The sequence below is a fragment of the Neobacillus oceani genome, from assembly GCF_046237595.1.
Lineage (GTDB): Bacteria > Bacillota > Bacilli > Bacillales > Cytobacillaceae > Bacillus_D > Bacillus_D oceani.
Genome location: NZ_CP143543.1, coordinates 3,417,885 through 3,444,555, shown reverse-complemented (window position 1 = coordinate 3,444,555; position 26,671 = coordinate 3,417,885). Strand labels below are relative to the sequence as shown.

Annotated in this window: 32 protein-coding genes; 24 read left to right on the top strand and 8 right to left on the bottom strand. The window is 47.2% G+C overall.

All coding sequences use genetic code 11. From position 1 onward, the window contains the following. Nucleotides 1-39 precede the first annotated feature (39 nt). From V1499_RS17510 to V1499_RS17490, 5 genes are all read left to right on the top strand, one after another. Nucleotides 40-1,389, top strand: coding sequence for a bifunctional metallophosphatase/5'-nucleotidase (locus tag V1499_RS17510; protein ID WP_409271162.1), 1,350 nt, complete (start codon nucleotides 40-42; stop codon nucleotides 1,387-1,389). Between the two features lie 145 nt (nucleotides 1,390-1,534). Then, the gene (locus V1499_RS17505) at nucleotides 1,535-1,837 is read left to right on the top strand and encodes a YunC family protein (protein ID WP_409271160.1); all 303 of its coding nucleotides are present in this window, start codon (nucleotides 1,535-1,537) and stop codon (nucleotides 1,835-1,837) included. Between the two features lie 450 nt (nucleotides 1,838-2,287). Next, nucleotides 2,288-3,793, top strand: coding sequence for a sodium-dependent transporter (locus tag V1499_RS17500; protein ID WP_409271159.1), 1,506 nt, complete (start codon nucleotides 2,288-2,290; stop codon nucleotides 3,791-3,793). A 4-nt stretch (nucleotides 3,794-3,797) separates the two neighbouring features. After that, nucleotides 3,798-3,905 carry a methionine/alanine import family NSS transporter small subunit gene (locus V1499_RS17495; RefSeq protein ID WP_409271157.1) on the top strand — a complete coding sequence of 36 codons (108 nt, stop codon included), beginning with the start codon at nucleotides 3,798-3,800 and terminating at the stop codon, nucleotides 3,903-3,905. 565 nt (nucleotides 3,906-4,470) lie between these two features. Next, on the top strand, nucleotides 4,471-4,758 hold the full coding sequence (locus V1499_RS17490; protein ID WP_409271155.1) for a hypothetical protein: 288 nt from the start codon (nucleotides 4,471-4,473) through the stop codon (nucleotides 4,756-4,758). A gap of 279 nt (nucleotides 4,759-5,037) precedes the next feature. Here the strand turns inward: V1499_RS17490 and V1499_RS17485 are convergent, their stop codons facing one another. Beyond that, nucleotides 5,038-6,072 carry a M23 family metallopeptidase gene (locus tag V1499_RS17485; RefSeq protein ID WP_409271154.1) on the bottom strand — a complete coding sequence of 345 codons (1,035 nt, stop codon included), beginning with the start codon at nucleotides 6,070-6,072 and terminating at the stop codon, nucleotides 5,038-5,040. 123 nt (nucleotides 6,073-6,195) lie between these two features. Between V1499_RS17485 and lipA the strand changes: the two genes are divergently transcribed. Beyond that, nucleotides 6,196-7,122: a lipoyl synthase gene (gene lipA / locus V1499_RS17480; RefSeq protein ID WP_409271152.1), complete on the top strand. Its 927-nt coding sequence runs from the start codon at nucleotides 6,196-6,198 to the stop codon at nucleotides 7,120-7,122. Nucleotides 7,123-7,278: 156 nt separating this feature from the next. On the opposite strand, the gene V1499_RS17475 is transcribed toward lipA, so the two are convergent. Continuing rightward, nucleotides 7,279-7,920, bottom strand: coding sequence for a YhcN/YlaJ family sporulation lipoprotein (locus V1499_RS17475; protein WP_409271151.1), 642 nt, complete (start codon nucleotides 7,918-7,920; stop codon nucleotides 7,279-7,281). A 113-nt stretch (nucleotides 7,921-8,033) separates the two neighbouring features. Here V1499_RS17475 and V1499_RS17470 point away from each other — a divergent pair, with 113 nt between their 5' ends. After that, nucleotides 8,034-8,309 (top strand): YutD family protein, encoded by a 276-nt coding sequence (locus V1499_RS17470; protein WP_115452050.1) that lies wholly within the window; start codon nucleotides 8,034-8,036, stop codon nucleotides 8,307-8,309. A 93-nt stretch (nucleotides 8,310-8,402) separates the two neighbouring features. Here V1499_RS17470 and V1499_RS17465 read toward each other — a convergent pair whose 3' ends face one another. Further along, on the bottom strand, nucleotides 8,403-8,669 hold the full coding sequence (locus V1499_RS17465) for a DUF3055 domain-containing protein (protein ID WP_409271149.1): 267 nt from the start codon (nucleotides 8,667-8,669) through the stop codon (nucleotides 8,403-8,405). Nucleotides 8,670-8,898: 229 nt separating this feature from the next. On the opposite strand from V1499_RS17465, the gene V1499_RS17460 reads away from it, so the two are divergent. From V1499_RS17460 to V1499_RS17450, 3 genes are all read left to right on the top strand, one after another. After that, the gene (locus V1499_RS17460; protein WP_409271147.1) at nucleotides 8,899-10,200 is read left to right on the top strand and encodes an EAL domain-containing protein; all 1,302 of its coding nucleotides are present in this window, start codon (nucleotides 8,899-8,901) and stop codon (nucleotides 10,198-10,200) included. A gap of 12 nt (nucleotides 10,201-10,212) precedes the next feature. Continuing rightward, on the top strand, nucleotides 10,213-10,650 hold the full coding sequence (locus V1499_RS17455; protein ID WP_409271145.1) for a DUF86 domain-containing protein: 438 nt from the start codon (nucleotides 10,213-10,215) through the stop codon (nucleotides 10,648-10,650). A gap of 75 nt (nucleotides 10,651-10,725) precedes the next feature. Next, the gene (locus V1499_RS17450) at nucleotides 10,726-11,490 is read left to right on the top strand and encodes a TIGR01457 family HAD-type hydrolase (RefSeq protein WP_409271143.1); all 765 of its coding nucleotides are present in this window, start codon (nucleotides 10,726-10,728) and stop codon (nucleotides 11,488-11,490) included. Between the two features lie 55 nt (nucleotides 11,491-11,545). Here the strand turns inward: V1499_RS17450 and V1499_RS17445 are convergent, their stop codons facing one another. After that, the gene (locus V1499_RS17445) at nucleotides 11,546-12,046 is read right to left on the bottom strand and encodes a phosphatidylglycerophosphatase A (RefSeq protein WP_316571550.1); all 501 of its coding nucleotides are present in this window, start codon (nucleotides 12,044-12,046) and stop codon (nucleotides 11,546-11,548) included. Nucleotides 12,047-12,258: 212 nt separating this feature from the next. Here V1499_RS17445 and yutH point away from each other — a divergent pair, with 212 nt between their 5' ends. Together yutH and V1499_RS17435 are read left to right on the top strand one after the other, a co-directional pair. Then, nucleotides 12,259-13,266, top strand: coding sequence for a spore coat putative kinase YutH (gene yutH / locus V1499_RS17440; RefSeq protein WP_409271141.1), 1,008 nt, complete (start codon nucleotides 12,259-12,261; stop codon nucleotides 13,264-13,266). 180 nt (nucleotides 13,267-13,446) lie between these two features. Beyond that, the gene (locus tag V1499_RS17435; protein ID WP_409271139.1) at nucleotides 13,447-14,424 is read left to right on the top strand and encodes a 2-hydroxyacid dehydrogenase; all 978 of its coding nucleotides are present in this window, start codon (nucleotides 13,447-13,449) and stop codon (nucleotides 14,422-14,424) included. A 63-nt stretch (nucleotides 14,425-14,487) separates the two neighbouring features. Here the strand turns inward: V1499_RS17435 and V1499_RS17430 are convergent, their stop codons facing one another. Next, the gene (locus tag V1499_RS17430; protein WP_059173595.1) at nucleotides 14,488-14,724 is read right to left on the bottom strand and encodes a NifU family protein; all 237 of its coding nucleotides are present in this window, start codon (nucleotides 14,722-14,724) and stop codon (nucleotides 14,488-14,490) included. 144 nt (nucleotides 14,725-14,868) lie between these two features. Between V1499_RS17430 and V1499_RS17425 the strand changes: the two genes are divergently transcribed. After that, entirely contained in the window at nucleotides 14,869-15,195 is a 327-nt protein-coding gene (locus V1499_RS17425; RefSeq protein ID WP_409271136.1) for a YuzD family protein, read from the top strand. 226 nt (nucleotides 15,196-15,421) lie between these two features. Here V1499_RS17425 and V1499_RS17420 read toward each other — a convergent pair whose 3' ends face one another. Next, nucleotides 15,422-16,489, bottom strand: coding sequence for an NAD(P)/FAD-dependent oxidoreductase (locus V1499_RS17420; protein ID WP_409271134.1), 1,068 nt, complete (start codon nucleotides 16,487-16,489; stop codon nucleotides 15,422-15,424). Between the two features lie 222 nt (nucleotides 16,490-16,711). Here V1499_RS17420 and V1499_RS17415 point away from each other — a divergent pair, with 222 nt between their 5' ends. Together V1499_RS17415 and V1499_RS17410 are read left to right on the top strand one after the other, a co-directional pair. Beyond that, a complete protein-coding gene (locus V1499_RS17415) occupies nucleotides 16,712-16,951 on the top strand; it encodes a YuzB family protein (RefSeq protein WP_409271132.1) in 240 nt (79 codons plus the stop codon). Nucleotides 16,952-17,036: 85 nt separating this feature from the next. Next, nucleotides 17,037-17,399 carry a HesB/IscA family protein gene (locus tag V1499_RS17410; protein WP_409271130.1) on the top strand — a complete coding sequence of 121 codons (363 nt, stop codon included), beginning with the start codon at nucleotides 17,037-17,039 and terminating at the stop codon, nucleotides 17,397-17,399. A gap of 475 nt (nucleotides 17,400-17,874) precedes the next feature. Here V1499_RS17410 and V1499_RS17405 read toward each other — a convergent pair whose 3' ends face one another. Continuing rightward, a complete protein-coding gene (locus tag V1499_RS17405) occupies nucleotides 17,875-18,870 on the bottom strand; it encodes an NAD(P)/FAD-dependent oxidoreductase (RefSeq protein WP_409271129.1) in 996 nt (331 codons plus the stop codon). A gap of 453 nt (nucleotides 18,871-19,323) precedes the next feature. Between V1499_RS17405 and V1499_RS17400 the strand changes: the two genes are divergently transcribed. The 8 genes from V1499_RS17400 (at nucleotide 19,324) to V1499_RS17365 (ending at nucleotide 25,305) form a co-directional block, all read left to right on the top strand. Beyond that, entirely contained in the window at nucleotides 19,324-20,541 is a 1,218-nt protein-coding gene (locus V1499_RS17400) for an NAD(P)/FAD-dependent oxidoreductase (RefSeq protein ID WP_409271127.1), read from the top strand. A 185-nt stretch (nucleotides 20,542-20,726) separates the two neighbouring features. After that, nucleotides 20,727-21,209 (top strand): NUDIX domain-containing protein, encoded by a 483-nt coding sequence (locus tag V1499_RS17395; protein WP_409276328.1) that lies wholly within the window; start codon nucleotides 20,727-20,729, stop codon nucleotides 21,207-21,209. 231 nt (nucleotides 21,210-21,440) lie between these two features. Then, a complete protein-coding gene (locus tag V1499_RS17390; RefSeq protein ID WP_409271125.1) occupies nucleotides 21,441-21,566 on the top strand; it encodes a YuiA family protein in 126 nt (41 codons plus the stop codon). A 102-nt stretch (nucleotides 21,567-21,668) separates the two neighbouring features. Next, nucleotides 21,669-21,986, top strand: a complete 318-nt coding sequence (locus tag V1499_RS17385) for a YuiB family protein (protein WP_409271123.1) — start codon at nucleotides 21,669-21,671, stop codon at nucleotides 21,984-21,986. 131 nt (nucleotides 21,987-22,117) lie between these two features. Further along, nucleotides 22,118-22,837 (top strand): 3D domain-containing protein, encoded by a 720-nt coding sequence (locus V1499_RS17380; protein WP_409271121.1) that lies wholly within the window; start codon nucleotides 22,118-22,120, stop codon nucleotides 22,835-22,837. A 151-nt stretch (nucleotides 22,838-22,988) separates the two neighbouring features. After that, nucleotides 22,989-23,366, top strand: a complete 378-nt coding sequence (locus V1499_RS17375) for a DUF309 domain-containing protein (RefSeq protein WP_409271119.1) — start codon at nucleotides 22,989-22,991, stop codon at nucleotides 23,364-23,366. Nucleotides 23,367-23,438: 72 nt separating this feature from the next. After that, nucleotides 23,439-24,947, top strand: a complete 1,509-nt coding sequence (locus tag V1499_RS17370; protein WP_409271117.1) for a leucyl aminopeptidase — start codon at nucleotides 23,439-23,441, stop codon at nucleotides 24,945-24,947. Between the two features lie 157 nt (nucleotides 24,948-25,104). Continuing rightward, complete coding sequence (locus V1499_RS17365) at nucleotides 25,105-25,305, top strand: hypothetical protein (RefSeq protein WP_409271116.1); 201 nt, start codon at nucleotides 25,105-25,107, stop codon at nucleotides 25,303-25,305. A gap of 183 nt (nucleotides 25,306-25,488) precedes the next feature. On the opposite strand, the gene V1499_RS17360 is transcribed toward V1499_RS17365, so the two are convergent. After that, nucleotides 25,489-25,833: a hypothetical protein gene (locus V1499_RS17360; RefSeq protein ID WP_409271114.1), complete on the bottom strand. Its 345-nt coding sequence runs from the start codon at nucleotides 25,831-25,833 to the stop codon at nucleotides 25,489-25,491. A gap of 176 nt (nucleotides 25,834-26,009) precedes the next feature. Here V1499_RS17360 and V1499_RS17355 point away from each other — a divergent pair, with 176 nt between their 5' ends. Beyond that, the gene (locus V1499_RS17355; protein WP_409271112.1) at nucleotides 26,010-26,657 is read left to right on the top strand and encodes a DedA family protein; all 648 of its coding nucleotides are present in this window, start codon (nucleotides 26,010-26,012) and stop codon (nucleotides 26,655-26,657) included. Nucleotides 26,658-26,671: the final 14 nt, after the last annotated feature.

The window sequence follows — 26,671 nt, the reverse complement described above, 5'->3', positions numbered from 1 at the left end:
CTTGTACCTTCTGCAAAAACAAAGGAAGCGAACAGACAGATGGAAACGATACATATTTACCATACAAACGACCTACACAGCCATTTCGAGCATTGGCCGAAAATCAGCCGCCTCATCCGGGAGCGAGTCAAAAAGCACCGGGAAGCAGGGGAGGAGGTTTTTGTTTTTGACATCGGCGACCATGTTGACCGCTGGCATCCGTACACCGAAGGAACAATGGGGAAAGGAAACGCGGGGCTGTTGGAAGAGGCGGGCTACACCGCCGTCACGATTGGCAACAACGAAGGAATTACCCTTCCGTACGAAGGGCTAGATAACCTTTATCCGGAAAATTCCTTCGACGTCCTCATCGCAAACTTTTACAACAAAAATGGACGTCGCCCCGATTGGGCAAAACCTTTCAACATCTATACGACAGCAGCGGGTACGAGAGTCGGAGTCATTGGCCTAACCGCCTATTTTTCGCTCTTTTACAAGCTGCTGGGCTGGCGTTTAACTGACCCGTTCGAGGAACTCAGGCGCCAGCTTCCAAGCTTGAAGGAACAGTCTGATGTTATCATCCTCCTTTCGCATCTCGGCTTGTATGAAGATGAAAAGATTGCCGGGGAGTTTCCCGAAATCGATGTAATCCTCGGCGGGCATACCCATCATGTTCTCCATGAGGGCAAACTGGTGAACAGAACGCTCCTGGCGGCGGCCGGTAAATACGGGAATTTTGCAGGGCACGTCACTTTGGGGATTGAAAACGGCCAAATCAGCAGCAAATCAGCACGGCTTTACAAAATCGAAGGGACTCCACCAGAGCGGTGGGAGCTCGATGAAACCGAAGCGCTATTTGAGATGGGCCGGAGCCTCCTCGAAAAAAAAGTTGCCGAAGTCGAGCCGCTGACGGCCGATTTCTTCATCGACTCGGATTTGCCGCAGATTTTATGCGAAGCGTTAAGGGAATGGTGCGACGCCGACTGCGCGTTTCTAAACGCCGGCCTGATCCTCGGGCCGCTTGAAGGCGATGTCACGAAATTTGATTTGCTTTCCATATGCCCACATCCAATTAACCCTTGCACCGTTACGCTCGAAGGGGACGAACTGAAGGAAATCCTTCGCATGACGCTTGACGAAAGCATGCCTCACGTCGAGGTAAAGGGGCTCGGTTTCCGCGGGACGGTCATGGGCAAATTTGTGTATGACCGGATTGAAATCCTCAAAAAGGAAAGGGACTTCCTCATAGATGGGAAAACGATCGAACCTGAACGACAGTACATCGTCGCCATCCCCGACATGTTCACATTCGGCCGATTCTTCCCGCAAATCGTCAGGTCGGACAGCAAATACTACTACATGCCGGAATTCCTCCGTGACGTCCTCGAGTGGAAGCTGAACCGGCTATAAACAAACAAGCGCCTTTTCCCATGCGAAAGGCGCTTGCGCATTTTATTCTTTCCACCGCCGAAAGATAGTTTACCAGCTCCGGGACAAGTTCACTCCCCCATTGCCCGCGCATACAGTAATAGGGACAGGGGAAAGGAGTGGGCGGATGATAGACGTAACACCACTAGAAATAGCCGGAAAAACGTTCCTGGGAATCACAGTGAAACTCCCCAAGACGACCCTCATCGTTATCACAAACGACTCCGGCTACATCATGTGCGGCGCGCTCGACGTTGGCCTGTTAAACCGGAAACTAAGGGACAGGAAAATCATTGCCGGAAGGGCGGTAGGAGTAAGGACAATCGACGAACTGCTCAACGCCCCGCTCGAATCCGTCACTCATGAAGCGGAAAAGCGGGGAATCCACGCCGGCATGTCCGGCCGGGACGCGCTACTAAGAATGATTTAACTAATCAAGGCATCCATCCAAATACGGATGAATGCCTTTTCTTTTTTGAAAAATGGGCCCATGACAATCGTTCGGCGGCGCGGCAACCGTTCCCGGTCACAACCATTTCGCCTCCAAAGGTGTAAACCAACGAAGAATGTTTTTATAAAATAATATTCTTCCGTTCCTTTGCTATTACGCAATATCATTTATTAAACCTATTTTTTCAGAACCAAAAGAACCATGACGTTTTACCTATAATAACCCTTTTATTTTACTTTTATTATCTTAATTCCGGTAATTTTTTGGTAAAATCCATTTAATATGTAAATACATGGAATAAAGTATACTAAAATAATTTTTTAGTTGACAAGCCACCTCTGAATCCATATACTAACTTTATGATTTTTAAAAGTCTGAAAAGTAAAAATTTTTAATTTGTTCATCTTAGAAGCATGGAGGTAGTTGTTTATGGAAAATAGACCGCAATGGGGAACACGCGCAGGATTCGTCCTTGCTGCCATCGGTTCTGCAGTAGGACTTGGGAACATCTGGAGATTCCCGGCCGTGGCGTATGAAAATGGAGGAGGGGCGTTCTTTCTCCCATACCTGTTCGCACTCTTGACTGCAGGGATTCCGTTGCTCATTCTTGAATTTACGCTTGGCCATAAGTATAAAGGTTCGTCACCGCTGACATTCGCGAGGCTGAATAAAAAATTTGAATGGCTTGGCTGGTGGCAGGTCGCGATTTCGTTTGTCATTTCCACGTACTATCCAATCATCATTGCATGGGCGCTGTCCTATGCTTGGTTTTCAGTGAACCTCTCATGGGGGAAGGATCCGGGCTCGTTCCTTATGGACGAGTACTTAAAGGTCGCACCGAATCCCGGGGAATTCATTGGCCTTGTACCTGGCGTCATCATTCCATTGCTTCTCGTTTGGGGATTGACACTTGGAATCATGTTTAAAGGGGTTAAAAAAGGGATTGAAGCAGCAAACAAATTCATGCTTCCAACCCTGGTCATCCTATTCCTGATCATTGTTGTCCGCGCAATTTCCCTTGATGGGGCAGTGGAAGGACTAAATGCTTTCTTTAAACCGAATTGGCAGGATATTTCGAACCCTAAAGTATGGGTGGCCGCATACGGACAAATTTTCTTTAGCTTATCGATAGGTTTTGCCATCATGGTCACGTACTCAAGCTATCTTCCAAAGAAAACCGATCTGACGAATAATGCATTCATTACGGGCTTTGCAAACTCCGGATTTGAATTGCTTGCTGGTATTGGCGTGTTCGCCGCGCTCGGCTTCATGGCGCAGCAGCAAGGCATAGCCGTTAACGAGGTCGTTGACTCGGGAATTGGCCTCGCATTTGTCGTATTCCCGCAAATCATCAACGAGTTCCCGGCGTTCAACCAGTTTTTCGGGATTCTGTTCTTTGCCTGCCTTTTCCTGGCGGGATTAACATCGCTTATTTCAATAGTTGAAACGTTCGTCGCCGGGGTCCAGGACAAATTCAACGTATCAAGGACAAAATCAGTTATGATTGGCGGGGGACTTTCCGCTCTGGTTTCCATCCTTTATGCAACACGTGGCGGCCTGTATCTGCTTGATGCGGTCGACAACTTCATCAACCATTTTGGTATTGTAGTCGCAGGCCTAGTCGAAGTCGTCCTTGTTGCCTGGGTCGCCAGAAAGCTTACGAACTTGCAGGATCACGCAAACGCGATTTCCGATATGAGAATCGGGAACTGGTGGAAGATTTCCCTGTCCATCATCACCCCGCTTGTCCTTGGTTATATGGCGGTGCAAAACTTTATTACAAATATAAAAGAAAATTACGAAGGCTACCCAACATCGTTCCTTTTATACGCGGGCTGGGGAGTTGCCATCGCAGCCGTTGGGGTAGGGTTCGTATTCATGTCCCTGCGCTGGGGCAAGAACAGCCTAAATGTGCCTGAAGAAAGGGAGGTTTAATACTATGGCTGGAGATGCAATCGCAATGATGATCGTTGGTATGGTCATCATATGGGGAGGCCTCGTCGCAAGCATAGCGAACGCGGTAATAAAATCAAAAAAAGCAAACTAAAATAAGTGAAAAGCCATTCCGGCAGACCGGAATGGCTTTTTTTGAATGTGGGTGCGTGACATCAACAGGGATAATACGCTTTAGTTGTCACAGACCCCGATTCGTGACAACGAAGAGCAAAAATCCGGTTTGGTTGTCACACAAACCCTTGATTCGTGACAACCAGGAGCTAAAATCCAGTTTGGTTGTCACGTAAGTCCCCGATTCGTGACAACCGAAGGCCAAAATCCAGTTTGGTTGTCATGCAAGTTCTCGATTCGTGACAACCGAAGGCCAAAATCCAGTTTGGTTGTCACGTAAGTCCCCGATTCGTGACAACCTAGGGTTAAAATTTGGTTTGGTTGTCACGTAAGTCCCCGATTCGTGACAACCTAGGGTTAAATCCGGTTTAGTTGTCACGCAAGTGTCCGATTCGTGACAACCAAGTGCTAAAATCCGGTTTGGTTGTCACGTAAGTCCTCGATTCGTGACAACTGCTGGCCAAAATCCAGTTTGGTTGTCATGTAAGCCACAGATTCGTGACAACTAAGAGCGAAAATCCATTGAGGAAGTCACTCAAATCCAAATGAGTGACATTGTTTGGTCAAAATCGAAAAAGGTAGTCACTCAAATCCAAATGAGTGACATTGTTTGGTCAAAATCGAAAAAGGAAGTCACTCAAATCCAAATGAGTGACATTGTTTGGTCAAAATCGAAAAAGGAAGTCACTCAAACCCAAATGAGTGACATTGTTTGGGTAAAATCTAAAAAGGAAGTCACTCAAATCCAAATAAGTGATATTGTCCGGCAAAAATTCAAAAAGGAAGTCACTCAAATCCAAATGAGTGACATTGTTTGGTCAAAATCAAAATAGGTAGTCACTCAAATCCAAATAAGAGTCATAGTCCGGCCAAAATCGAAAAAGGAAGTCACTCAAATTCAAATAAGTGACATTGTTTGGTCAAAATCGAAAAAGGAAGTCACTCAAACCCGAATGAGTGACATATTCCGGCCAAAATCGAAAAAGGTAGTCACTCAAATCCAAATGAGTGACTTCAATCGTGAAAACTCCAAAAAGGATGTCACTCAAAACCAAAAGAGGCCACACTAACCCCTAAAACCAACATCAAAAGAAAAACAAGAAAGCCGCCCGCTACCTTCGTTTGGCCTTCTTGTCCAAGCGCTCCCACTTACGTAAGTGCGGATAAGGATCAAATGCCCATTCCGTAAAGCCATTGTCCTTGTACATTCCGTAGTGCAGGTGGGGAGGGAATTTTCCCGATGTTCCAGGAGGCCCGTATCCCGAACTGCCGACCCCTCCGATAAGCTTCCCCGGTTCCACAACATCCCCAACCTTAATATCTTTGGCAAACCCGCTCATATGCGCGTAATAGTGATAATTATTGTTCAAATCCCTAATTCCGATCCGCCAGCCGCCAAACCGGTTCCAGCCCTTCATTTCAACGATTCCATAGCTTGTCGCTCGGACCGGAACGCCGTAGCCGGCAAAGATGTCCGTTCCTTCATGCATACGGCGGCCACCCCAGCCACGCGCATCTCCCCATGTGTTTTTATAATCATGGCTGCTCCTGGCAGCGACAGGGAATACGTTCCCTTCAAGGTCAATCCGGCCATAATGATTGAATACCTTTGCAAAGCCCATAATCATGCCGACAGCTTTGTCACGGTGGTAATACTCCCAGAGTGCAATCCGGAAGTTCTCGTTATCGGAACCGTACTTAAGGACATGGTTGGCAAAGGCTTGTAGAACGTCCTCATCCTCAAAGCGGCTCGCTTTTCTGTTCCCGTTCCCGTCAATTCCGGCTCCGCCAAAAAACGCGATCGAAACAGGATGTTTGTCCTCATGGTTCGGGTTCGCCGCTCCAGCCCATGTTTCCGGCGAAAAATAAATCGAAATCGCCCCTTCCGGATCCGGCAAATCCTTTCGGGAAAGTCGGACATTTCGCTCGTATCGGTCAACCGCAGCGATATAATACCAAGGGATTCCGGTTGCAGCCTCTGTTTTTTTATAAAGCTGCAGCCTTATTTTATCCAAATCCACTTCCGCGGCGCTAACGCCTTCAATACTCGAAATGGCCAGCAGCAGTGAAAGCGTCAGCGACGATAACAGTATCCTCAAAACATTGTCCCCTCCTTTTGACCCGGCTTTTTCTGTATTTTGCCTCATTAAATTCCCCTTCATAAGGTACAATAATTGCCAATGGAAAGCCTTAATCTTGAAGGGCTTTCATGAGTATGTTACAGTTCAAAAGAGAATAGCATTCTGTACATAATCAATGGAGTGGATGACATGACAACAGGAAACAGGCCTCTTCGAAAGCCTGATTGGCTGAAAATAAAATTGAACACAAACGAAAACTACACAGGGCTTAAGAAAATGATGCGCAGCAAAAACCTCCACACGGTTTGCGAGGAAGCGCGCTGCCCGAATATCCATGAGTGCTGGGCGGTCAGGCGGACAGCCACATTCATGATCCTTGGGGACATCTGTACCCGTGCCTGCCGTTTTTGCGCCGTCAAAACAGGCCTGCCAACCGAGCTAGATCTGCAGGAGCCGGAGCGCGTAGCCGACTCTGTATTCCAGATGAATTTGAAGCATGCCGTCATCACAGCCGTCGCCCGCGATGACCTCCGTGACGGGGGAGCCGCGGTTTTCGCGGAAACAGTCCGTGCAATCCGCCGTAAAAATCCGTTCACAACCATCGAGGTGCTTCCATCCGATATGGGCGGCGTTGAAGAAAACCTCCGTACGCTAATGGATGCCCGCCCGGATATTTTAAATCACAACATCGAAACAGTCAGGAGGCTCACACCGAGAGTCCGTGCACGAGCTACATACGACCGTTCACTCGAATTTTTGCGCAGGGCAAACGAAATGCAGCCTGACATCCCGACAAAATCAAGCCTCATGATCGGTTTAGGCGAAACATGGGAAGAAATCCTTGAGGTGATGGACGACCTTCGCGCCAACAATGTCGACATTATGACAATCGGCCAATACTTGCAGCCGACGAAAAAGCACCTTAAAGTCGAAAAATACTACACGCCAGACGAGTTCAATGAACTGAAGGAAATCGCCCTTTCCAAAGGATTCAGTCATTGCGAAGCAGGCCCGCTTGTCCGATCTTCATACCATGCCGATGAGCAGGTAAACGCAGCTGCAAAAGCACGGGCTGCGATGGCGGAAGCGGCGGGCAACGAAGCCATCGAGGCGTAACTCCCGCTTAGTCCACAAACCAAACGAAACAGCACAAGCCAAACAAGGCATCCGCACCTGCGGATGCCTTTATCGCTTCCATTGAATGCCGTTCGGCACATGTCCAGCGAGATTCACAGATAAACCACCAATCCATCAGCAGCGCCTCAAGCCCTATCACCTTCTCATTCCGCCATCCATCCCGCGCTTTATATCATCAGAAGTCTCGCCATTTTCATTTTCCGAAGCATTGACCCTTGCACCCTGCGGGGATTTTTTCATCTCCTTAATCACCGCGGCGATGGCCTCATCCGCATCCTCGTCCTGCGTGGTCAAGCTTGTAAGGGTTTCAACGTCGCGCATCAAGTTCTTGTTGTCCGAAACATACACATGGAAAAATCGCGGGACCCGTGCCAATGCCGTCCTCTTCACTTGGTCTGCCGTCAGTTCCCGGTTATTTGTATCCGTATCATAAGCGATAAGCACCTCTTCATCCGTAACAAGCACCGCGGCATCATTCACATTCGGCAGTGTTGTACTAACCCGGCTGATGTCCTTCGCGATTTTTTCCCTATTAAGGACGGCCATCTTTTCCGCATTTGACCGGTCTCCCATAATAGGGCTCTTCTGGTGCCGATAATACCCAAATCTCTGAGACTCGTCTGGCCGCTTCTTATTTTCCCGGTCCCCATACACCTCCGACCGGCGGTTATCGGGATGCAAATGGCTCACGCCGCCATAATTGTCCCCCTTCGGATTATCCTGGCACCCCGCAAGCAGCAGCCCGCACAGCCCCGCAGCCAAAAGCTCCTTCCTCATTCGCAACACCTCCTACCACAAGTATTGCCATGCGTAAGTTATTTTCTGTTAGTAATTAGTTGGGAATCGGTTATAATGGAAACAGAGATTTGCCTGCAAATGAGGTGATAGGAATGATCATTGTTAACAACACTGCTTACGAGGTCATAGAGGACTACAGGAACGGTTTTAATGAAGATGCCTTCAAGGACAGATACAGCGAAATCCTAGCAAGGTATGATTATATAGTCGGCGACTGGGGGTACGGGCAACTCCGCCTCCGCGGCTTCTTCGACGACCAGAACCAGAAAGCCACCTTCGACACGAAAATCAGCACCCTGACCGAATACCTTTACGAATTCTGCAACTTCGGGTGCGCCTATTTCGTCGTTAAGAAAATCAAGAAATGATCTTTTTTTTGGAAAAAAGGGGCAGCCATAACCCGGCTGCCCCTTGCCAATGCCATCAATCGGCGGCCAAATCAAGCAGCCGCACACACCGAGTTACACAATCTCTGCCAAAAACGAACGAAGCTCCTCCGCATCCTCTTCCGAAAGCTGGAAGGCGTACTCAAGATACCCTTCCTCCTTCAGGTCATCCTCGCCGATAATCGCGAATCTGTTCCCCTGCATATCGAGGACAAGCGTTTTGCCGTAATGCCGGCCAGTCTGGATAAGGGCCAGGTCGAACCTATTGTTTTCACCAACGAAGCTCACGAACCTTGTTTTCGAAGCTTCCGTATCATCATATAAGAAAAAACGCTCTGCCATATTCCTGCTCCTTTTTGAAAAATATAAGAATGAAAAAAATGTCCAAAGCGCCAAACCTACATAGGAAAAAGGCGCTTACGCTATTCTATTTCTTCATATCCCATAATACCAAAATTCCACCAACAAATGCATGTCGACACCTTTTTTGGAAAATTGGATATAAAAACGACGAAAACTGCCAAATTGTGTTACAATACGATTACAGGCACATCGGAGAGGAATGAAACGAATGGTCCGTCAGTATGTGACAAAGGCAACTCAACTCTTGCAATGGGGCAAGATTGTTCTTCCCCTGTCATCCATAAAGTTTTTCCCTCCGCAATTCGTCCTCAGGAACCCGGTTGCCCAGGGAGTAAAAAATGCTTTCCGGGAAGGCTACGAGGCTGCCGTTATTGTATTTAACCTGAAAAATTTGAAGGAACTCGCCGATTTCCTTGGCCCAGCCGAATTTCCAAAATTCATGGGGCGGTTCAGGGAAGTTTTTCGCGAGGCCGTTGAAACCGAAGTGGAAGAAGTGGACATCATTTCACTTCATGATTTTTATGGAGATGGGTTGTCGCTTTACGTACGTGTCGGGCATGACCGGAACGGGCTGTCCGTGATTGATTCAATCATGAGGAAAGTGGCTGGCACGGGACGAAGGGAGTTGCATGAAGAGTTCCCAACAGCGCAAATGGTTCTTGAAACAGGCTATATGTTTGTTGAAAAGAAGCATTATTCAGTCCAGGAAGCCATCTTAAAAGCCCATCAACAGGCCGTGGCAATGGCTGAAAAGCGAATTGAATCCGAGTTTAATGAAATGCTCTTTATCATGAGCAAAATCATTTCCCAAAAGGAAATTTTCCTGCTCGCCCAGCCGATTTTCGATGTGGCGACAAAGGAAGCCCGCGCATTTGAAATGCTGACTCGGGGCCCGGCAGGCACGATGCTTGAAAACCCATTAACGCTTTTCTCCGTCGCCAGGCAGACGGGGAAGCTATACGAATTGGAACTCGTCGTGCTAGAGAAGGCGCTTGAGGAAATTGGGCAGATTGAATGCACGCAGGATATCTTTATTAATTTCACGCCGCTGACGCTTGGAAATGAACGGTTTATCCGCGATGTGAAAAGACTGATGCAAAAATACAAGATTATTTCCCCGAAGCGAATCACTTTCGAAATTACGGAACGAGATTCAATGGAAGAGATGCGGGACTTCATCTACAACATTAAAGTCCTCCGCCTGATGGGATTCCGGATTGCGGTTGACGATACAGGCTCCGGCTATGCAAGCCTGAACACAATTAACGAGGTGATGCCCGACATCATCAAAATCGACCGCTCCGTCATTGAAAACATCGACAAAAATTCAGTGAAGGAATCGATGCTGAAGGGGCTTTTGCTTGTCGCCAAAGAGGCAGGCTCACTTGTTGTCGCAGAAGGCATTGAAAATGAGGAAGAGGCTTCCGTACTTACTCGTAACAACGTAGACCTTGCACAAGGTTATTTCTATGCAAGGCCAAGAATGCTGGCGAAAAAAATTGCAACATAGGGATGTGGACGTATGTACTTTGTCAACCGGGATCAGATGGAGGAAAGACTCCTCTACATTGAGCAGTTGGCCGGGCTGTTTAGGGCGCATGGGAAGTGGGAGTCCCCGCTTGAAAAAGCCGCGCTTGAAAGGATTGTCCATATGCTGGCCGAAGCGATGCTTGATGTCGGCAACGCAATGATTGATGGCTTCATCATGCGTGATCCAGGAAGCTATGAAGATATTATTGACATTCTCCTCGATGAGAAGGTGATCGATGAGCAAGTATCCGCCAACCTGAAGGTGCTCGTTTCCCACCGGAAACAACTTGTCCAGTACTATACAGCCATCGACCATAATAAGCTTGTTGCTGATATTGCGGAAATCCTGGATGGAGTCGAGACCTTCCCAGGAATGGTCAGGGCATACCTAATCAACGAGCTCGGGCCTGTATCGGCTTTTAAAAAATAACCCATCGACCTGGCCGCGTGCAAGCGGCCTTTTTTTATTCCAGGAAAGATAAACTGCAGACCGGGAGTGATAATAGTGAAAAAATATAAAGGCTACATGATTGATCTTGATGGAACGATGTATAGAGGTACGGAACGGATTGAGGCGGCTTCCGATTTTGTGAAGAGGCTTGAAAGTAAAGGAATTCCGTACTTGTTCGTCACGAACAACTCGACCCGAACGCCAGCCCAAGTCGCCGAAAAGCTGCGCCGTTTTGACATACCCGCCACCGCAGAACACGTATTCACTTCAAGCTTGGCAACAGCAAGCTTCATCGCCGGCGAGAAGCAAGGAGCTTCTGTGTTTATGATTGGGGAAGAGGGGCTTCGCCACGCTCTTCATGAAAAGGGGCTCGTTCCCGGAGCGGAGCATGCCGATTATGTCGTCGTAGGGCTTGATACGGCTTTGACGTATGAAAAGCTCGCTGTAGCCTGCCTCGCTGTCCGCAACGGTGCTCGATTTATGTCAACCAACAGCGATTTGGCAGTCCCGACGGAGCGGGGAATGCTGCCGGCAAATGGAGCAATTACGGCGGCGATTACCGCATCGACAGGGGTACAGCCGACATTCATCGGGAAGCCCGAATCGATTATCATGGAGCAGGCTTTAAAAGTTCTTGGAACAAACAAGGAGGAAACGATTATGGTCGGCGACTATTATGATACCGATATTCTCGCCGGGATGAATGCCGGCCTTGACACCCTCCTTGTCCATACCGGCGTGACAAGCCGCGAACTATTGGTAAATTACGAAAAAAAGCCCACGTACTCAATTGACTCCCTTGATGAATGGGACGCATAAATGCAAAAAGTCCAGCCGTCTCATGGCTGGACTTTTAAAAATTTTATACACTTTGTTATTCCGCGTTTTCGGCGCGATGTGCGAGGCGGCTCGATGCTGCAGCGGCAACCGCTCCGACGATATCATCCAGGAAGGTGTGCACTTCTCCGGTCGATTTATCATTCAAGCGCCTCAGGATCCCCGGTTTCTGCTTATCGATGTATCCATAATTTGTGAATCCGATCGAACCATATACATTCACGATCGAGAAAGCAAGGATTTCATCCACGCCATACAGGCTTTCATCTGTTTTTATGATGGACTGGAGCGGCTCCTCCAGAAGGCCTTTCTCGGCAAGCATATCAAGCTGGATACCGGTAATGATCGCATTTTGGACTTCCCTTTTTGAGAGGACGCGCTCGACATTGTGGAGGCAGTCTTCAATTTTCAAGTCTTCATGGTACTTTTGCTGCAAGAAATAGACGAGGTCGGCGATATCCTGGACCTCGACCCCCCGCTCCTTCAGCCATCTGCGGGCGGTAGTTTCCGTTAAGTTTTCGTTCTTCTTCTCAGACATGTGGTAGTCACCTTTCCCCGTAATTTTCACTATATATATAACCCTATTTCTTTACATTATGCCTGACCTCCCCAAAAGGAACAAATTTGGGGATTCTTCCATATTGTTTGCAATTGCCGCCGGTTCATTCCGATTTTTAAAAAAACGGGCGCAACAAGTTTGCCGCGCATAGGCATATACATAGTAGGGAATCCGGGAAGGCAGGTGGTATCATGCTCGGGCAAATGCTTGAAAAAGTGTACGGGATTACTGCTGGAGAATATATGAGGATTGAATCCTACGATGCTTTCAGGGGGAATGGCTTTTACTATATTGTGGCCAACTCCCGGGGAAAAGAAGAGGAAGAGGCGGCCGAACTTCAAAAAATAGCCGCCCATTTAACGGCATATGGGGACCGGAATGTTCCCGCAATCCTACCGACGAAAAGCGGGAGTATCATTGCCGATTGGGAAGGGGGGAAGTATTGCCTGCTTGCTTTGGGTCCTCCAGCGCGCCAAGGGCAAATGCGGCTTGGGCGGAAGCTCGCAAAATTTCACGAGCGGGGGAGGATGGTTCCCTTTCAGGTCGAAAAAACGGCCAGGATCGGCCAATGGAAAAACATGTGGGAAACAAGGCTCGACCAAATGGAGCGGGTGTGGTCGGAACGGATTTTCCAACCCGCATCTGATGAATTTGAACGGATATTCATTGAATCGTTCCCGTATTTTGTGGGGCTTTCGGAAAATGCCATCCAATATCTCGTCGATACCGAGCTAGATGAGGATGCGGAAATGATTGATGGCGGAACAGTCTGCCATGAAAGGTTTTCGGAAGGATCCTGGGGGAGGCAATATGTTTTAAAGAATCCGATGGATTGGGTTTTTGATCATCGCAGCCGCGATTTGGCGGAATGGGCGAGAGGAAGGTTTTTTCATAACAGCAGAACATGCGGCCCGGAAATCGCGCAGTTCTTCTCGGACTACCGAAGCATCGCGCCTTTATCAAAGTTTTCGTGGAGGCTCCTGTATGCGAGGCTTTTGTTTCCTCTACATTATCTTGAAACCATTGAAACGTATTACAGCTCCAATCGGGAGTCGATCCAGAAGGCACTTGAGGACCGGCTAATCGCCATCTTAAAGCAGACATCGGACTACGAGCAATTTACCGCTTCATTTTTTGCCACAGCCGGTTCGCCATTTGCCTCAGCGCTGCCAAAACCTGAGTGGCAGGCAAACCGATAGTTACTTTTTCCCCGTCATGTTGATTGCTGTATGACCAAATTTACTTCCTCCTGGCAGGCGAACCGCTGAATGCTTTAAACCCGTCATATTGTGATACTATAAAGGTATGACGGGTTTTTTACAAAGAGGACAAGCATCGGGACTGAACGAGGCTTGCCCTTTTATCTGGAGGGATGAAAAATGAAGCCATACATATTTATTACACGTAAATTGCCTGATGAAGCAGTGGAGGGATTACGCGGAAACTATGAAGTATCCATGTGGGTCAAGGAGGAGATGCCGGTTCCGAGGGAGAGGCTCCTGGAAGAGGCGACCAAAGCGGATGCCCTTTTGACAATGCTTTCCGACCGAATTGACGAGGAAGTTTTCAACGTGGGGAAGAATCTGAAGGTAGTCGCCAATCTTGCGGTGGGTTTTGACAACATTGATGTTCCCGCTGCGGCGAGAAGGGGAATTGCGGTCTGCAATACGCCCGATGTCCTGACGGATACGACAGCCGACCTGACGTTTGCTCTCCTAATGGCTGCGGCCCGCAGAATTGTCGAAGCGGCTGATCTTATCAAAGAAGACAAATGGAAAAGCTGGAGCCCGCTCCTTTTGGCAGGGCAGGACATTCACCATAAAACGATTGGCATTGTCGGGATGGGCAAAATCGGTGCCGCCGTGGCAAAGCGCGCAACCGGTTTTGATATGGCCATCCTTTACCATAATCGGTCACGGAATATGGAGGTCGAGGAAGCAATCGGTGCCCAATACGTATCCTTCGATGAACTTATAGCGGAATCCGATTTCGTCGTGTGCATGACGCCGCTAACAGAGCAAACAAGAGGGATGTTTACCCGGGATGTGTTCAGGAAAATGAAGAAAACCGCCATTTTTGTAAACGCCGCCCGCGGCCCGGTTGTTGATGAAGAAGCGCTGTATGACGCGCTTGCTGAAGGGGAAATTGCCGGAGCTGGGCTGGATGTATTTGACAAAGAGCCAATCAGTGCCAGTCATCCGCTTTTGAAGCTTAAAAATGTGACGGCGATTCCACATATCGGAAGCTCGAGCATCGAAACGAGAATGACGATGATGAAGCTGTGCGCGGATAATATCAGCCTTGTTCTGTCAGGCAAAGAACCGAAAACAATTGTGAATAAAGACTGGAAAAACTAATCCTGGTCCGGAGACTAAAAAAAGCGATTGCCTGGTTGGGGCAATCGCTTTGCTATACATAATTTAGAATACTTGTTCAACTTCGACAACGCCAGGGACTTCTTCAAGAAGCGCGCGTTCAATCCCGGCTTTAAGTGTGATTGTCGAGCTCGGGCAGCTGCCGCATGCACCAAGCAAACGGAGTTTAACAATGCCATCCTCGACATCGACTAATTCACAATCGCCGCCATCGCGAAGGAGAAACGGGCGCAATTTATCTAGAACTTCTTGAACCTGTGCAATCATTTCCTGTTCTGTCATGAAAATCGACTCCTTTCATACTATCTATTATAATCTGATAGAGGTTAAAAATCCATTCTTCGGAACAGGAAAACTTTGATTAAAGAGCTTTTTTATTTTAATATCGTCAAAATGTTGTAAAATTTGGTCAAGGGGTGATTCAGTATGGGAGAAAAGAAAGTGGAAATAATTGTTTATGGGGCGGATCAACTTTGTCCAAGCTGTGTAAATCTGCCGTCGTCCAAAGAAACCTATGAATGGCTCGAAGCGGCGGTAAGCCGGAAATTTCCGGACCAGCCGTTAGATATAACCTATGTCGATATTTATAACCCACCTGAAGCGGAAGAAAAAAGGTCCTTTGCCGAACGCGTCATTGAAGAAGACATGTTTTATCCTGTCGTCCTCATCGGCGACAAAATCGTCGGTGAAGGGAACCCCCGGCTTAAAACGGTATTCGCCGAGCTCGAAAACCACGGCTACCGGGCGGAATAACAAAGTGTCGGTGGCGGATGGGTTCGCAATGCCATCCAACTCCATCCAACTGGAAGTTTTAGCTAAATTAAAAAAACGAACAAGGAAATAGCCGTTGCCAGGTACCAGAGGCATCCCAAAAAACCATTGGGTGCCTTTCGTTTTTTTAAAAAAGGCGGCAACAAAAAACTGCCTAGCCGCGGCCGCGTACCATATAAAAAACCAGGCGCAATACCTGGTTTCGCCATCATCCCTTATGATATTTATACAACCATAGCACCCCGGATTTAAGCAGTCGTGCGACACGGCCAGTAATCGCGCGTTCCGCCATCATGCCAAAACCTTGTTTTTTTCCCAGCGACCCGAGGACGCCCTTCAATTTAATTGGCGGCAGTGTTTCGGGAATCTCTTCGCCGCTCCATCTTTTTTTGAGGATTTCGGCGATTTGTTCGGCCTGCCCCTCGGCAAGCTGCGCGCTTGGCGCATGTGTAAGGCTCGCGCAATCCCCGACAACAAATACATTCTCATAGCCGGGAAGGTGATGATGTGGAGTCACCGTTAACCTTCCTGATGAATCCTTCTCCACATCGAGTTCGCGGACAATCCTGTTTGCCTGGATGCCGGCGGTCCAAACAACCGCGTCGCACTGAACCGGTTCGTCATGGTTATAAAGTACGTTTTCTTCTACTCTCGTAATATTGGAATTATTGATGACCTCGACGCCGTGGCGGACGAACCAATTTTCCACGTATTCACTGAGGCGGTCGGGGAAAGCAGGCAGGATATGGTTGCCCCTGTCAAAAAGCTTAACCTGAAGATCAGGACGGCTTTCACTCAGCTCGCTCGCCAGTTCAACACCGCTCAGGCCAGCACCGACAATGCCAACAGTTCCGCCGGGAGCAAGGTTGCTTAACGTTTGATACGTCTGGCGGGACTTTTCGATGCTTTGGATACTCAGGGTGTATCGGTCTGCACCCGGAACGTTATGGTATTTATCCTCGCAGCCAAGGCCAATCACGAGAATGTCATAGCCGATTTTTTCGGAGCTGTTCAAATCGACGGACTGCTCGCCAAGATTTATTCCAGTCACATCGCCGTATTTAATGGTTAGGCGCGGATGTTCCGGAAAGTCGACACGGAGCTCTCTATCCGAAACTGTTCCTGCGGCAAGCGCATAATATTCCGTTTTAAGGGAATGATAAGGATTTTTGTCCACAAGCGTTACCGAAACTCCAGAAGGCAAGTGGTCCGGGAGAAGCTCGTTTAGTAGCCTCATCCCGCCATATCCTCCCCCAAGGATAACTAAATTCGTCATAAAATAATCCCCTTTTGTATGCGCAAATGATTTTAGTAAACGGGTAAAATTTTCGCGGCATAGTTTTTAAATACGCACATTCACTCAGTTTGAGTATAGCTAAATTGTGTCAATTTCTCAACAAATTCACTTGACATATTGACCTTACCTAAGAGTGTATGGTAATTGACTGGAAAGGGCAAAAGGGGTAGGATAATAGGGTGTACAAGATGAGGTGAGTGAATGATTAAACCGTTAATAGAGTTCTGTATCAGCAACCTTGCGAGCGGCGCCCAGGCTGCCCTTGAAAAACTCGAAAGGGACCCGAACCTTGATATCGTGGAATACGGGTGCCTAGGCTATTGCGGAAAATGTGCTTCCTCCATGTATGCCCTCGTCAATGGGGAACCTGTCACGGGTGGCACGCCGGAGGAACTTGTGGAAAACATCTACCAATACCTGGATGAAAATCCAATGTTCTAATTTTGCCAAAGATGGGCAGACATGTTGAGAACTTACACTCAACTGAAATATACTGTAATTAAGGCTAGGAAAAGGAGGGCTTTGGATGGAAAACCAAATTGTAAATCTTACAGAAGCGGCAGCCCTGCAAATTAAGGATATGATGAAGCAAAATGAAGAGGAAGGATACCTTCGCGTTAGTGTAAAAGGCGGCGGTTGCAGCGGCCTTTCATATGGCATGGGAATTGACCATGAAATTGGTGAAGATGATATCCAACTCGAACAGTTCGGGATTCAAATTTTGGTCGACAAGGAAAGCGGCCCGATCCTGAACGGGACAAAGATTGATTATAAAGAATCCTTGATGGGCGGAGGCTTCACCATCGATAACCCGAACGCCATCGCTTCATGTGGATGCGGCTCATCGTTCCGCACAGCTACAGCCGCCGGCACCCCGGAAGATTGCTAAAGCGCTTTTTTGAAAAATAAAGCTATTCCCTTCCTGGCCATTTTGGGCAACCATAATGGATGGGAAGGTTTTTTCTTTTGGAAAAATAAAAGTGCACTCGTGAAATCAGAGTGGGATTTGTAAAACGTTGAATTGGGACACAGATGAGGTATTAGAAGCAAGGTGAGTCCCGAAAGTTATGGAATTGGGACACAGATGAGGTATTAGAAGCAAACTGAGTCGCATTGAACGAGGAATTGGGACACAGATCCGGTTATAAGAGCAAAATGAATCCCGATAATAAAGGAATCGGGACACAGATCCGGTTATATGTGCAAGGTAAGTCCCAAAAGTTATGGAATCAGAACACAAATAAGGTATTAGAAGCAAGGTTAGTCCCGATTATCATACTTCCTCATAAAAGCCTTCTGGAAACAACCGGGAAGCTGCACAGCCTCAAACAAAAAAGCTTCCCAGAAAACCGGGAAGTCTCATTTTATTCACCAAACATTGACGAGCTATGGAGCGGCTGGATTTTTGCTTTTGGATCGATGTAAGCTTTGGCGTTGTTAACCGCTGTCGGCGCTTCACCGAAACCGCACGCGATCAGCTTGACTTTACCGTCGTAAGTGCAGATATCCCCGGCGGCATAGATGCCAGGCACATTTGTCTCCATTTTTGAATTAACTAAAATGGAGTTCTTTTCGATTTGCAGACCCCATTCCTTGATTGGGCCAAGTGATGAAACGAAACCATAGTTGACGATGACTGCATCGACATCAATCGCTTCCTTTGTAGTGCCATCAACGCTGGCGATGACAACCTGTTTGATATCGTCGTCACCAATCAACTCATCTGGAACATACGGAGTTTTGATTTCGACCTTCGAATTGTGAAGGTTCTCAACACTATGCTCATGGGCACGGAACTTGTCGCGGCGATGGATGATTGATACTTTTTCAGCGATTGGCTCAAGCATTAGCGCCCAGTCGACCGCTGAATCTCCTCCGCCAAACACGACAACCTTTTTACCGGCGAAATGGTTCAAGTCATCAATGAAATAGTGAAGGTTTTTTCCTTCATACTGGGAAGCGCTTTCCAGTTCTAGCCTGCGTGGCTGGAATGCGCCGTTTCCAGCGGTGATAATGATTGTTTTTGAAAAATGCGTTTCCTTATTTGTCGTAAGCTTGAAAACACCGTCAGCCTGCTTTTCGACTTTTTCCACCGACTGCTCAAGCTCGACCACCGGTTCGAACTTGGCCATTTGCTCCTTCAGGTTGTTGACCAGTTCTTGGGCGCGAACCTTCGGGAAGCCGGCAACATCGTATATATATTTTTCAGGATAAAGGGCTGACAGCTGGCCGCCTAGTTGTGGAAGGCTCTCGATGATTTTTACCGAAGCCTGTCTCATACCCCCATAAAAAGCGGTAAACAGGCCAACTGGCCCTCCTCCAATAATGGTAATATCAAAAACTTTTTGCTCTTCTTGCACGTGTGTATCCCCCCAACAAAGTAGTAAAGGTAGTCCAGAGATAATCATACCACAACTGTGCCGATACAAGCCATATGCTGCAAAATTTAGGAAAGTGCTTTCATTTACTTCTATTCCAATTAATTCCTTTTTAAGTAAATCCCTTGCCAATAAAGGGAAAAATAAATAAACGGAATTGTTGAACATTTTAAAAGGAGCGTTTTGGTTAAAGAATTCGCTTGAAAATACGTAAGAAAAAGAATAAGATGGGATATGAAATATTGTTACTAAATTGTGACGAAATCAGAAACTTTTTTTGAACACCCTAGTGAAAAAAATCACAATCTTTCTTTCGGTCAGCTTTTTATCCAGATTTAGGGAAATCAAAAAATTATTGGTTAACTAAACAGGAGAACAGCGGCAGAAGCTAAAAACACTTGTATAAAATATAATGTAAAGGTGGAAGTGATTGCGTTGAGAATCCCTAAAATCGTCATTCTTGGGGCCGGCTATGGCGGGCTCATTACCGCGGTCCGACTTCAGAAAATGGTTGGGGTAAATGAAGCGGAAATCGTCCTGGTCAACAAAAATGATTATCACTACGAAACAACGTGGCTGCACGAAGCCTCCGCTGGGACCCTGCACCATGACCGTGTCCGTTACGACATCGATACAGTTATCGACAGGCAAAAGGTTGAATTCGTTCAGGGTACGGTCGTAGAAGTTAATAAGGAAGAAAAGAAGGTCATCCTTGATACAGGAGAAATTGCCTTCGATTACCTTGTAATTGCTTTGGGCGCCGAGCCAGAAACATTTGGCATTAAAGGTCTGAAGGAATTTGCCTTCGGGATTACGAATGTTAATTCGGCTCGACAGCTTCGTGAACATATCGAGTACCAATTCGCGACTTACAATTTTGAAGAAGAAAAGAAAGACGAGCGCCTGACAATCGTCGTCGGCGGCGCGGGCTTTACCGGCATTGAATTTCTTGGCGAATTGTCGAACCGGATTCCGGAACTTTGCAAGGAGTACGATGTTGATTTCAACAAAGTGCGTTTGATTTGTGTTGAAGCTGCTCCAACCGTCCTTCCAGGATTTGACCCCGAGCTAGTTAACTACGCTATGGCAACCCTTGAACGCAGGGGCGTAGAATTCATGATCGGAACAGCGATTAAAGAATGTACGCCTGAGGGTATCATCGTTGCCAAGGGCGAAAATGAATTAATGGAAATTAAAGCTGGCACCGTGGTTTGGGCAGCGGGCGTACGCGGACATTCCGTGATTGAGAAATCAGGTTTTGAAGCGATGAGGGGCCGTGTGAAAGTCCAGCCTGACCTTCGCGTCCCAGGCTTAAATGATATTTTCATTATTGGCGACTGCTCATTGATCATCAATGAAGAAATCAATCGCCCGTATCCGCCGACAGCGCAAATCGCAATGCAGCAGGGCGAAGTTGCAGCAAGGAATATTGTCGCACTTGTGCGCGACAAGGAAGAGCTGGAATCGTTTGTTCCGGATATCAAAGGTACCGTTTGCTCGCTTGGAGAAGACGATGCGATCGGCGTGGTATACGGCAAGAAACTTTCCGGCGGAAAAGCTTCCTTCATGAAAAAAGTCATCGATAACCGTGCGCTCTTTATGGTTGGCGGGGCCGGGCTTGTATTGAAAAAAGGAAAGTTCAACGTGCTATAATTGGGAGAGGCAGAGCGATCTGCCTCTTTTTGCTTTGCCCGGAAAGTTTGGGCAAGCTTTTTTCCGGTAAAAGAACAACATTCCAGCAATCACAAAAGGTGTCTTTTTTCATAGATTTTAGACATGGATTCAACAAAACATACATATGTGGAATATAATTTTTTGAAAGGGTGGGGAGAATGGCGGTGAACAAGCGCGGGAAAGTTTGGCTGGCCGCGGCTGGCCTTGTTGTATCCGAACAGGGGAAATGGCTTGTTGTAAAAAAAAGCTACGGTGGCCTTAAGGGTAAATGGTCTCTCCCGGCAGGATTTGTGGATGAGGGAGAAACCGCGGATGAGGCGGCTGTAAGGGAAGTAATGGAAGAAACCGGGATTGAGTGCACGGTAAAAGGATTGATTGGCCTTCGTACCGGCGTCATTGAGTCCGATTTTAGTGACAACCTTTTGCTGTTTTTACTTGATGCGAAGGAAGGAGGCATCATTCGCCGACAGGAAAATGAAATCATCGAGGTTGCCTACATGTCACCTGAAGAATTGATGTTGGAAAAGGACGCTTCCATCCTCATCCACTATTTAATCGGACTCGGAAATCTTGCCCATCTTCCTGGCAAAGACGAGCTTAACCCTGGCAAAGAGTTCGGTTATACATCGTACAAGCTCTTTTTTTAAAAAGCCGAGAAGGTTTTGGCGAAAATCCCTAAATATGTGGTAAAAGCGTGTCTTTATTTATTGAATTATTTAAATTTTCAATAATTTTAAGAAAGAGCGAGATAATGAAAGCATGACATGCATGTATGCGTTTTCATTGCCTGAAATTGGAGAATATTCCGCTTTTCGTTTTCATATATTCCTGTTATATTATCAGAAAATTAAGTTAATAAAACAAAAGGAGAGAAACGTATGAAAACAACTAAGACAGATGCGAAAAAGTGTATGTACTGCGGAGGATTTGGCTATTTTCAGCTCCTTCTTGGCGGTTCGGAAACGTGCACATGCTGTGGAGGTTCCGGCAAAAAGAAGGATTAGCCAAAATGGCCTCACACCAGCCGCCTGGATTTTAGGCAGGGCTGTTGACTGACCCAACGGGCTTGAGTAAACTATAACTTGAGTGCCTGAGGGGGATGAATGATGAGTATTGTTGAACTGGTCTTATCGATGCTTTTATTCTTTGTACTATTTTTTGGAATTGGGTTCCTTTTGAATATGCTTTTGAGGATGTCTTGGATTATGGCTGTCATTTACCCGGTCATTGTTCTATTGATTGTTGACAAGGTCAGGTTTATTGAGTATTTTACAAATACTAAAACGGCTTTTGGCCAACTAGGGACCCAGCTTGTTTCGTTAGGGTCGGCCGATGTTATTATTCTTTCCAGCGGTTTAGCCGGTGCAATCGCCGCGGGTGCCGCCATTAAGCTTTTACGGAAAAATGGATACCAAATGTTCTAGCCTTTTCATTCGTGAAAAAGGCTATTTTTATGTCCGTATAGGCAAATTTACCCGTTGAAAATCATTTTTTTGCTCCTTTTATGAATATTTTCCTGATTCTTGGGGAAGATTGTCATGGGAGGAGTGAAAATATGAACCATAAAAAAGTTTGGGCTAGGCGTTTTGCCATGGTACTCTTATTTGTTATGGCACTTACAACTACCTTTCAATCCATTTCTGGAGTCGAGGCAAAAATGCTTATCTCCTACTCTGGAATTGGACAAGAAGCCCCACAACACGAGAAAAGCGTTCACACATTTTTTGCCCATAAATTGAAATCGGTTGGTTTGAAGCTTAAAAAAATCAGGCAAGCAATTAGGCCACAAAGCTTAATATCATCAAGCGAAGCAGTCGCGGCGTCCCCGCCAAAGCTCGAGGAAGCGATTGACTGGAGTAAATACAGGAAAAAAACGGTCATTGCCACTGGCTACACGGCAGGGGTTGAGTCGACCGGAAAGGACGAAAACCACCCGGCATATGGTATTACATACTCAGGGGTCAAGGTAAAACGGGATCTCTTTTCAACAGTCGCCGCCGACCCGACGATATTCCCAATCGGGACTGTGCTTTTCATCCCGGGTTATGGATACGGAGTGGTAGCCGATACTGGAAGCGCCATCAAAGGACATAAGCTGGATCTTTATTTCGAAACAGTAGATGACGTTTTCAATGAATGGGGCAAAAAGTCGGTTGATGTATTCATTGTTAAAATGGGCAATGGGAAGCTGACCGAAAAGGAACTGACTGTCATGAATGAAACGGAATCCCTGCAGGTTTTCCGGCAACAATACATAAAATCCGAAAAAAAATAAAATGGAAAGTGGGCTGGCACTATGTTGCCGGCTTTTTTTATTTAGGGAAACCAATAATTTTTTATACGCTATTTGTACTGATTCTTTGAGGAAAACCAGATCCGGAAGTATGATGGAACAAAGGCTTCCAACAAAGGGGGAGGGTGGCCAAATGGAACTTTATCCGGATCAGTACTATGAATTCTTTGTTCATTTTAATGAAGGTGATTATTATACATGCCATGATCTTCTTGAAGAAATGTGGATGGAAGAGAAGGGAAACCTGTTTTTCAAAGGCCTTTTGCAAATGAGTGTCGCCCTTTACCATTATGGCTATGGTAATGTGAAAGGAGCCAGGGCGATGATGAACGCCGCACATGACTATTTGCAGGGGTACAGGCCGAGGCATTGGGGGTTGGACCTTGAGAAGGTGATTGCTTACATTAATGAGTGTCGGCTGCTTATTCCCGACAGCATCGACAGGGTCCCGTTTGATCAAATCGATATCCTACCGGCCCTTCCAGTACTCTTTTTGTATCTCGAGGATTAGGGCGAAACGGCTATATATGAATTTTTCTGCCTTTTCGATATAATTGAAGTGTATAAAAAGGGAGGTTGTGAGATGTTTAAGGTTAAGGCGGAAGTGAATTTTTCGGCAAGCCATGAAAACCTTGTCGTTGGCCTTTTTGACAGGCCAGTTAAGTTTGAAGGCGGACTGGCCGCGCTTGATGAAATGTTTGGCGGCCAGTTGAATGAACTTGCCAAGAGTGGCGACATTTCAGGAAAGCTGAAGGAAGTTGGCAAATTACATACCCTGGGCAAGGCCGGTGCGAAAAAAATCTGGTTTGTCGGCCTCGGCAGGGAAAAAGAATTTACATTTGATAAATTGCGGGAAGCGCTAGGCCGCGCTTTTAAGTCGCTTAAAAATGCGAAGCAGGAAGAAGTGGCTCTTTACCTTGATTCTTTCCTGGCCGGCGATATCGACGCGGAGGATGCGGCATATGCGGTCAGCGAAGCATTCGCTCTCTCCACCTACATTTTCGAAGGCTATAAGCAAAAGCCAAACGAACCGGAGAAAAAGCTTGAAGAGATTACTATCTATTCGGAAGCAGCGGATGAGCAGGAAATCAACGCTTCGCTTACGGTCGGGTATGCATACGGTCGGGGAACAAATTCAGCGAGGACACTCGTCAACACGCCTGGAAATATGCTAAAGGCAACGGATTTGGCTGAGTATGCCCGTAAGCTTGGGGAAAAGTACGGCTTTGAAACAGAAATCCTTGGACTCGAGGAAATCAGGAAGCTTGGCATGGGTGCTCTTCTTGCTGTTAACCAGGGGTCTGTCGAAGAGCCAAGGATGATTGTCCTTAAATACCAGGGCAAGGAAACATGGGAGGATGCGATCGGCCTTGTCGGCAAGGGCATTACATTTGATACAGGCGGCTATTCCATTAAGACAAAAACGGGCATTGTTGGAATGAAGACTGACATGGGCGGCGCAGCGGCGGTTTTGGGTGCGATGGAAATCATCGGCGAATTAAAGCCTGAACAGAATGTCGTCGCCGTTATCCCGTCGACAGACAATATGATTGGAGGCGGCGCTTTCAAGCCGGATGATGTGATCACGTCGATGAGCGGGAAAACGATTGAAGTGTTAAATACAGATGCGGAAGGCCGTTTGGTCCTTGCGGATGCCATGACGTATGCCAAGCACCACGGAGCCCAATACCTTGTCGATGTGGCAACGTTGACAGGCGGGGTAATCACTGCGCTCGGCCTTCATACTACCGGCGCGATGACGAACAATGAAGAGCTGTTTGAACAAGTGCTTGAAGCATCGTATGAAGCAGGCGAACAAATGTGGCGCCTTCCAATCTTCGAAAAGGATCTTGAGAGGGTCCGCGGCAGCAAAATCGCCGATTTAAACAATTCACCAGGCTCTGAGGGCCATGCTGTAATGGGAGGCGCGTTTGTAGGGGAGTTTGCCGAAGGGACTCCGTGGGTGCACCTTGACATTGCGGGTACGGCTACATCGAGGCAGGACACGGATCTTGGGCCATCGGGTGCTACAGGCGTCATGTCTAGAACGCTCGCGCTGTTTGTTGAACGATTCGAGCCATTTGAAAAATAACAGGCATTCCAAATCACGATTGCTCTAACAAACTAGCCCTCCGGGACCGGAGGGCTTTTTGCCGTCAATCACCACCCGCAAAAGCCCGCCCACTCAAACACCTCCTTTCCTGCATATGAAATAGGGAAGGCTATAGCACAGAAAAGGAGGTTCCCATATGTATGACATGAGAAATCAATATTACTATGGCGGGGATCAGCGGTTTTTTGCAGGGCCATTTCTAGGCGGCCTGCTAGGTGGAATATTGGGGAGCGCATTGTTTTTCCCGCGTCCCTTCGTCCCATTCGGTGGCTATCCTGGATTCGGATTTCCAGGATACGGATACGGGTTCGGCGGCTATGGATTTCCGTATTATTGAATAATTCGTTTTCAGCATGGCTGACCGCTTCCTCCCGGAAAAACAGCTGTGGGAATGAAAAGGAGGGGCTGCCCATTAAGGGCTCAGCCCTTTTTTCCTGATTGCATCCTTTGGAAAGCCCTTCCTCCTGTGATAAAATTAAAGAAAGTAAAACAAGGGAAAAAGGACAGGGGTTGAAAAAGTCTATTTCCACCTTAACGTAAGTGAAACACCGCAGCAGCCGGGATCGGCGAAAACAATTGTAATCCCATCAGGATCGTAGATGATTTTGACATCTTTCCTGATTCCGGATGAGGCAATCAGGTTTCTGACAGTTTCCGTTTTTGATGCCTGCGCCGCTTCCATAATCCGTTTGGAGAAATCCCGGGAGCCTGCTATTTTATTTGCTAAAATGCCTGCCTCCGTTAGGGCGGGCCTTACCTTTCGCGCCGAGGCCATGAACATGTCGGGAACGGCCGGTGGAAAGATTCTGCCAAAATGCTCGGGATACCTAGAATATATTGTATAAGGATAACCGTAATAGTGCATTGCATCACTTCCTTCTGAGATGGTATTTATTTGTAAAAAATGGCGTCTCTTGGACACTTCAATTCATTAATGTATATGAAAATCGGTGCTGGCCTATACGGTTTGGAAAAGGATTGCCCTTGACAAAAAGGGGGAATGGATAGGAAAGGAAACCAACTGGCAGGGGGGAACTATGGATGGATCTCGATTTTCTCTTGAATATCCTTGAAGAAAGCGGCTATGCCGGTTTGTTTTTATGGATTCTGCTTGGTTCCTCGACCCTTCCGGTACCTAATGAAATTATCATAATGACTATAGGGGCTGCCGCGTCCAGGAGCGCTGCGGAAACACTTCCCATATTCTTTACCACACTCGGAGGAGTTTTGACTGCATTGACGGCCAGCTATTGTTTCGGCAGATTCATCGGTTGGCCATTGCTGAATTTTTTGTCCAAAAAGGAGCGGTTTGCCAAGAAGATTGGCGTTTCCCTCAGGCTGATGGACAAATACCATGCTTTCTCCCTTTCACTCAGCTATTTTGTGCCGGGTGCCAGGGCGGTTGTCCCATTCCTTTATGGGTTTAGCCGGCTTTCTTTTAAAACATTCATGCTTTTCGCGTACAGCGGCGCCACTGCCTGGCTTTTGATCATGTTTTTTGCCGGGTATTTGTTTGGTGAGCATGTCGGGGGATATGTGGGGGAGTTTTTCCTAGGGTTAATTATTGTTCCTGTACTCATTTATGGATTAATGAAACTGTACCGCAAAAAGCGGGGAATCGATGACAAAGATCAGGAGCCGATTCCTCAGGGCTGCCTGTCCGCCATACACAAAGGCAGCCCGGATTAATTCCGGGCCGCCGC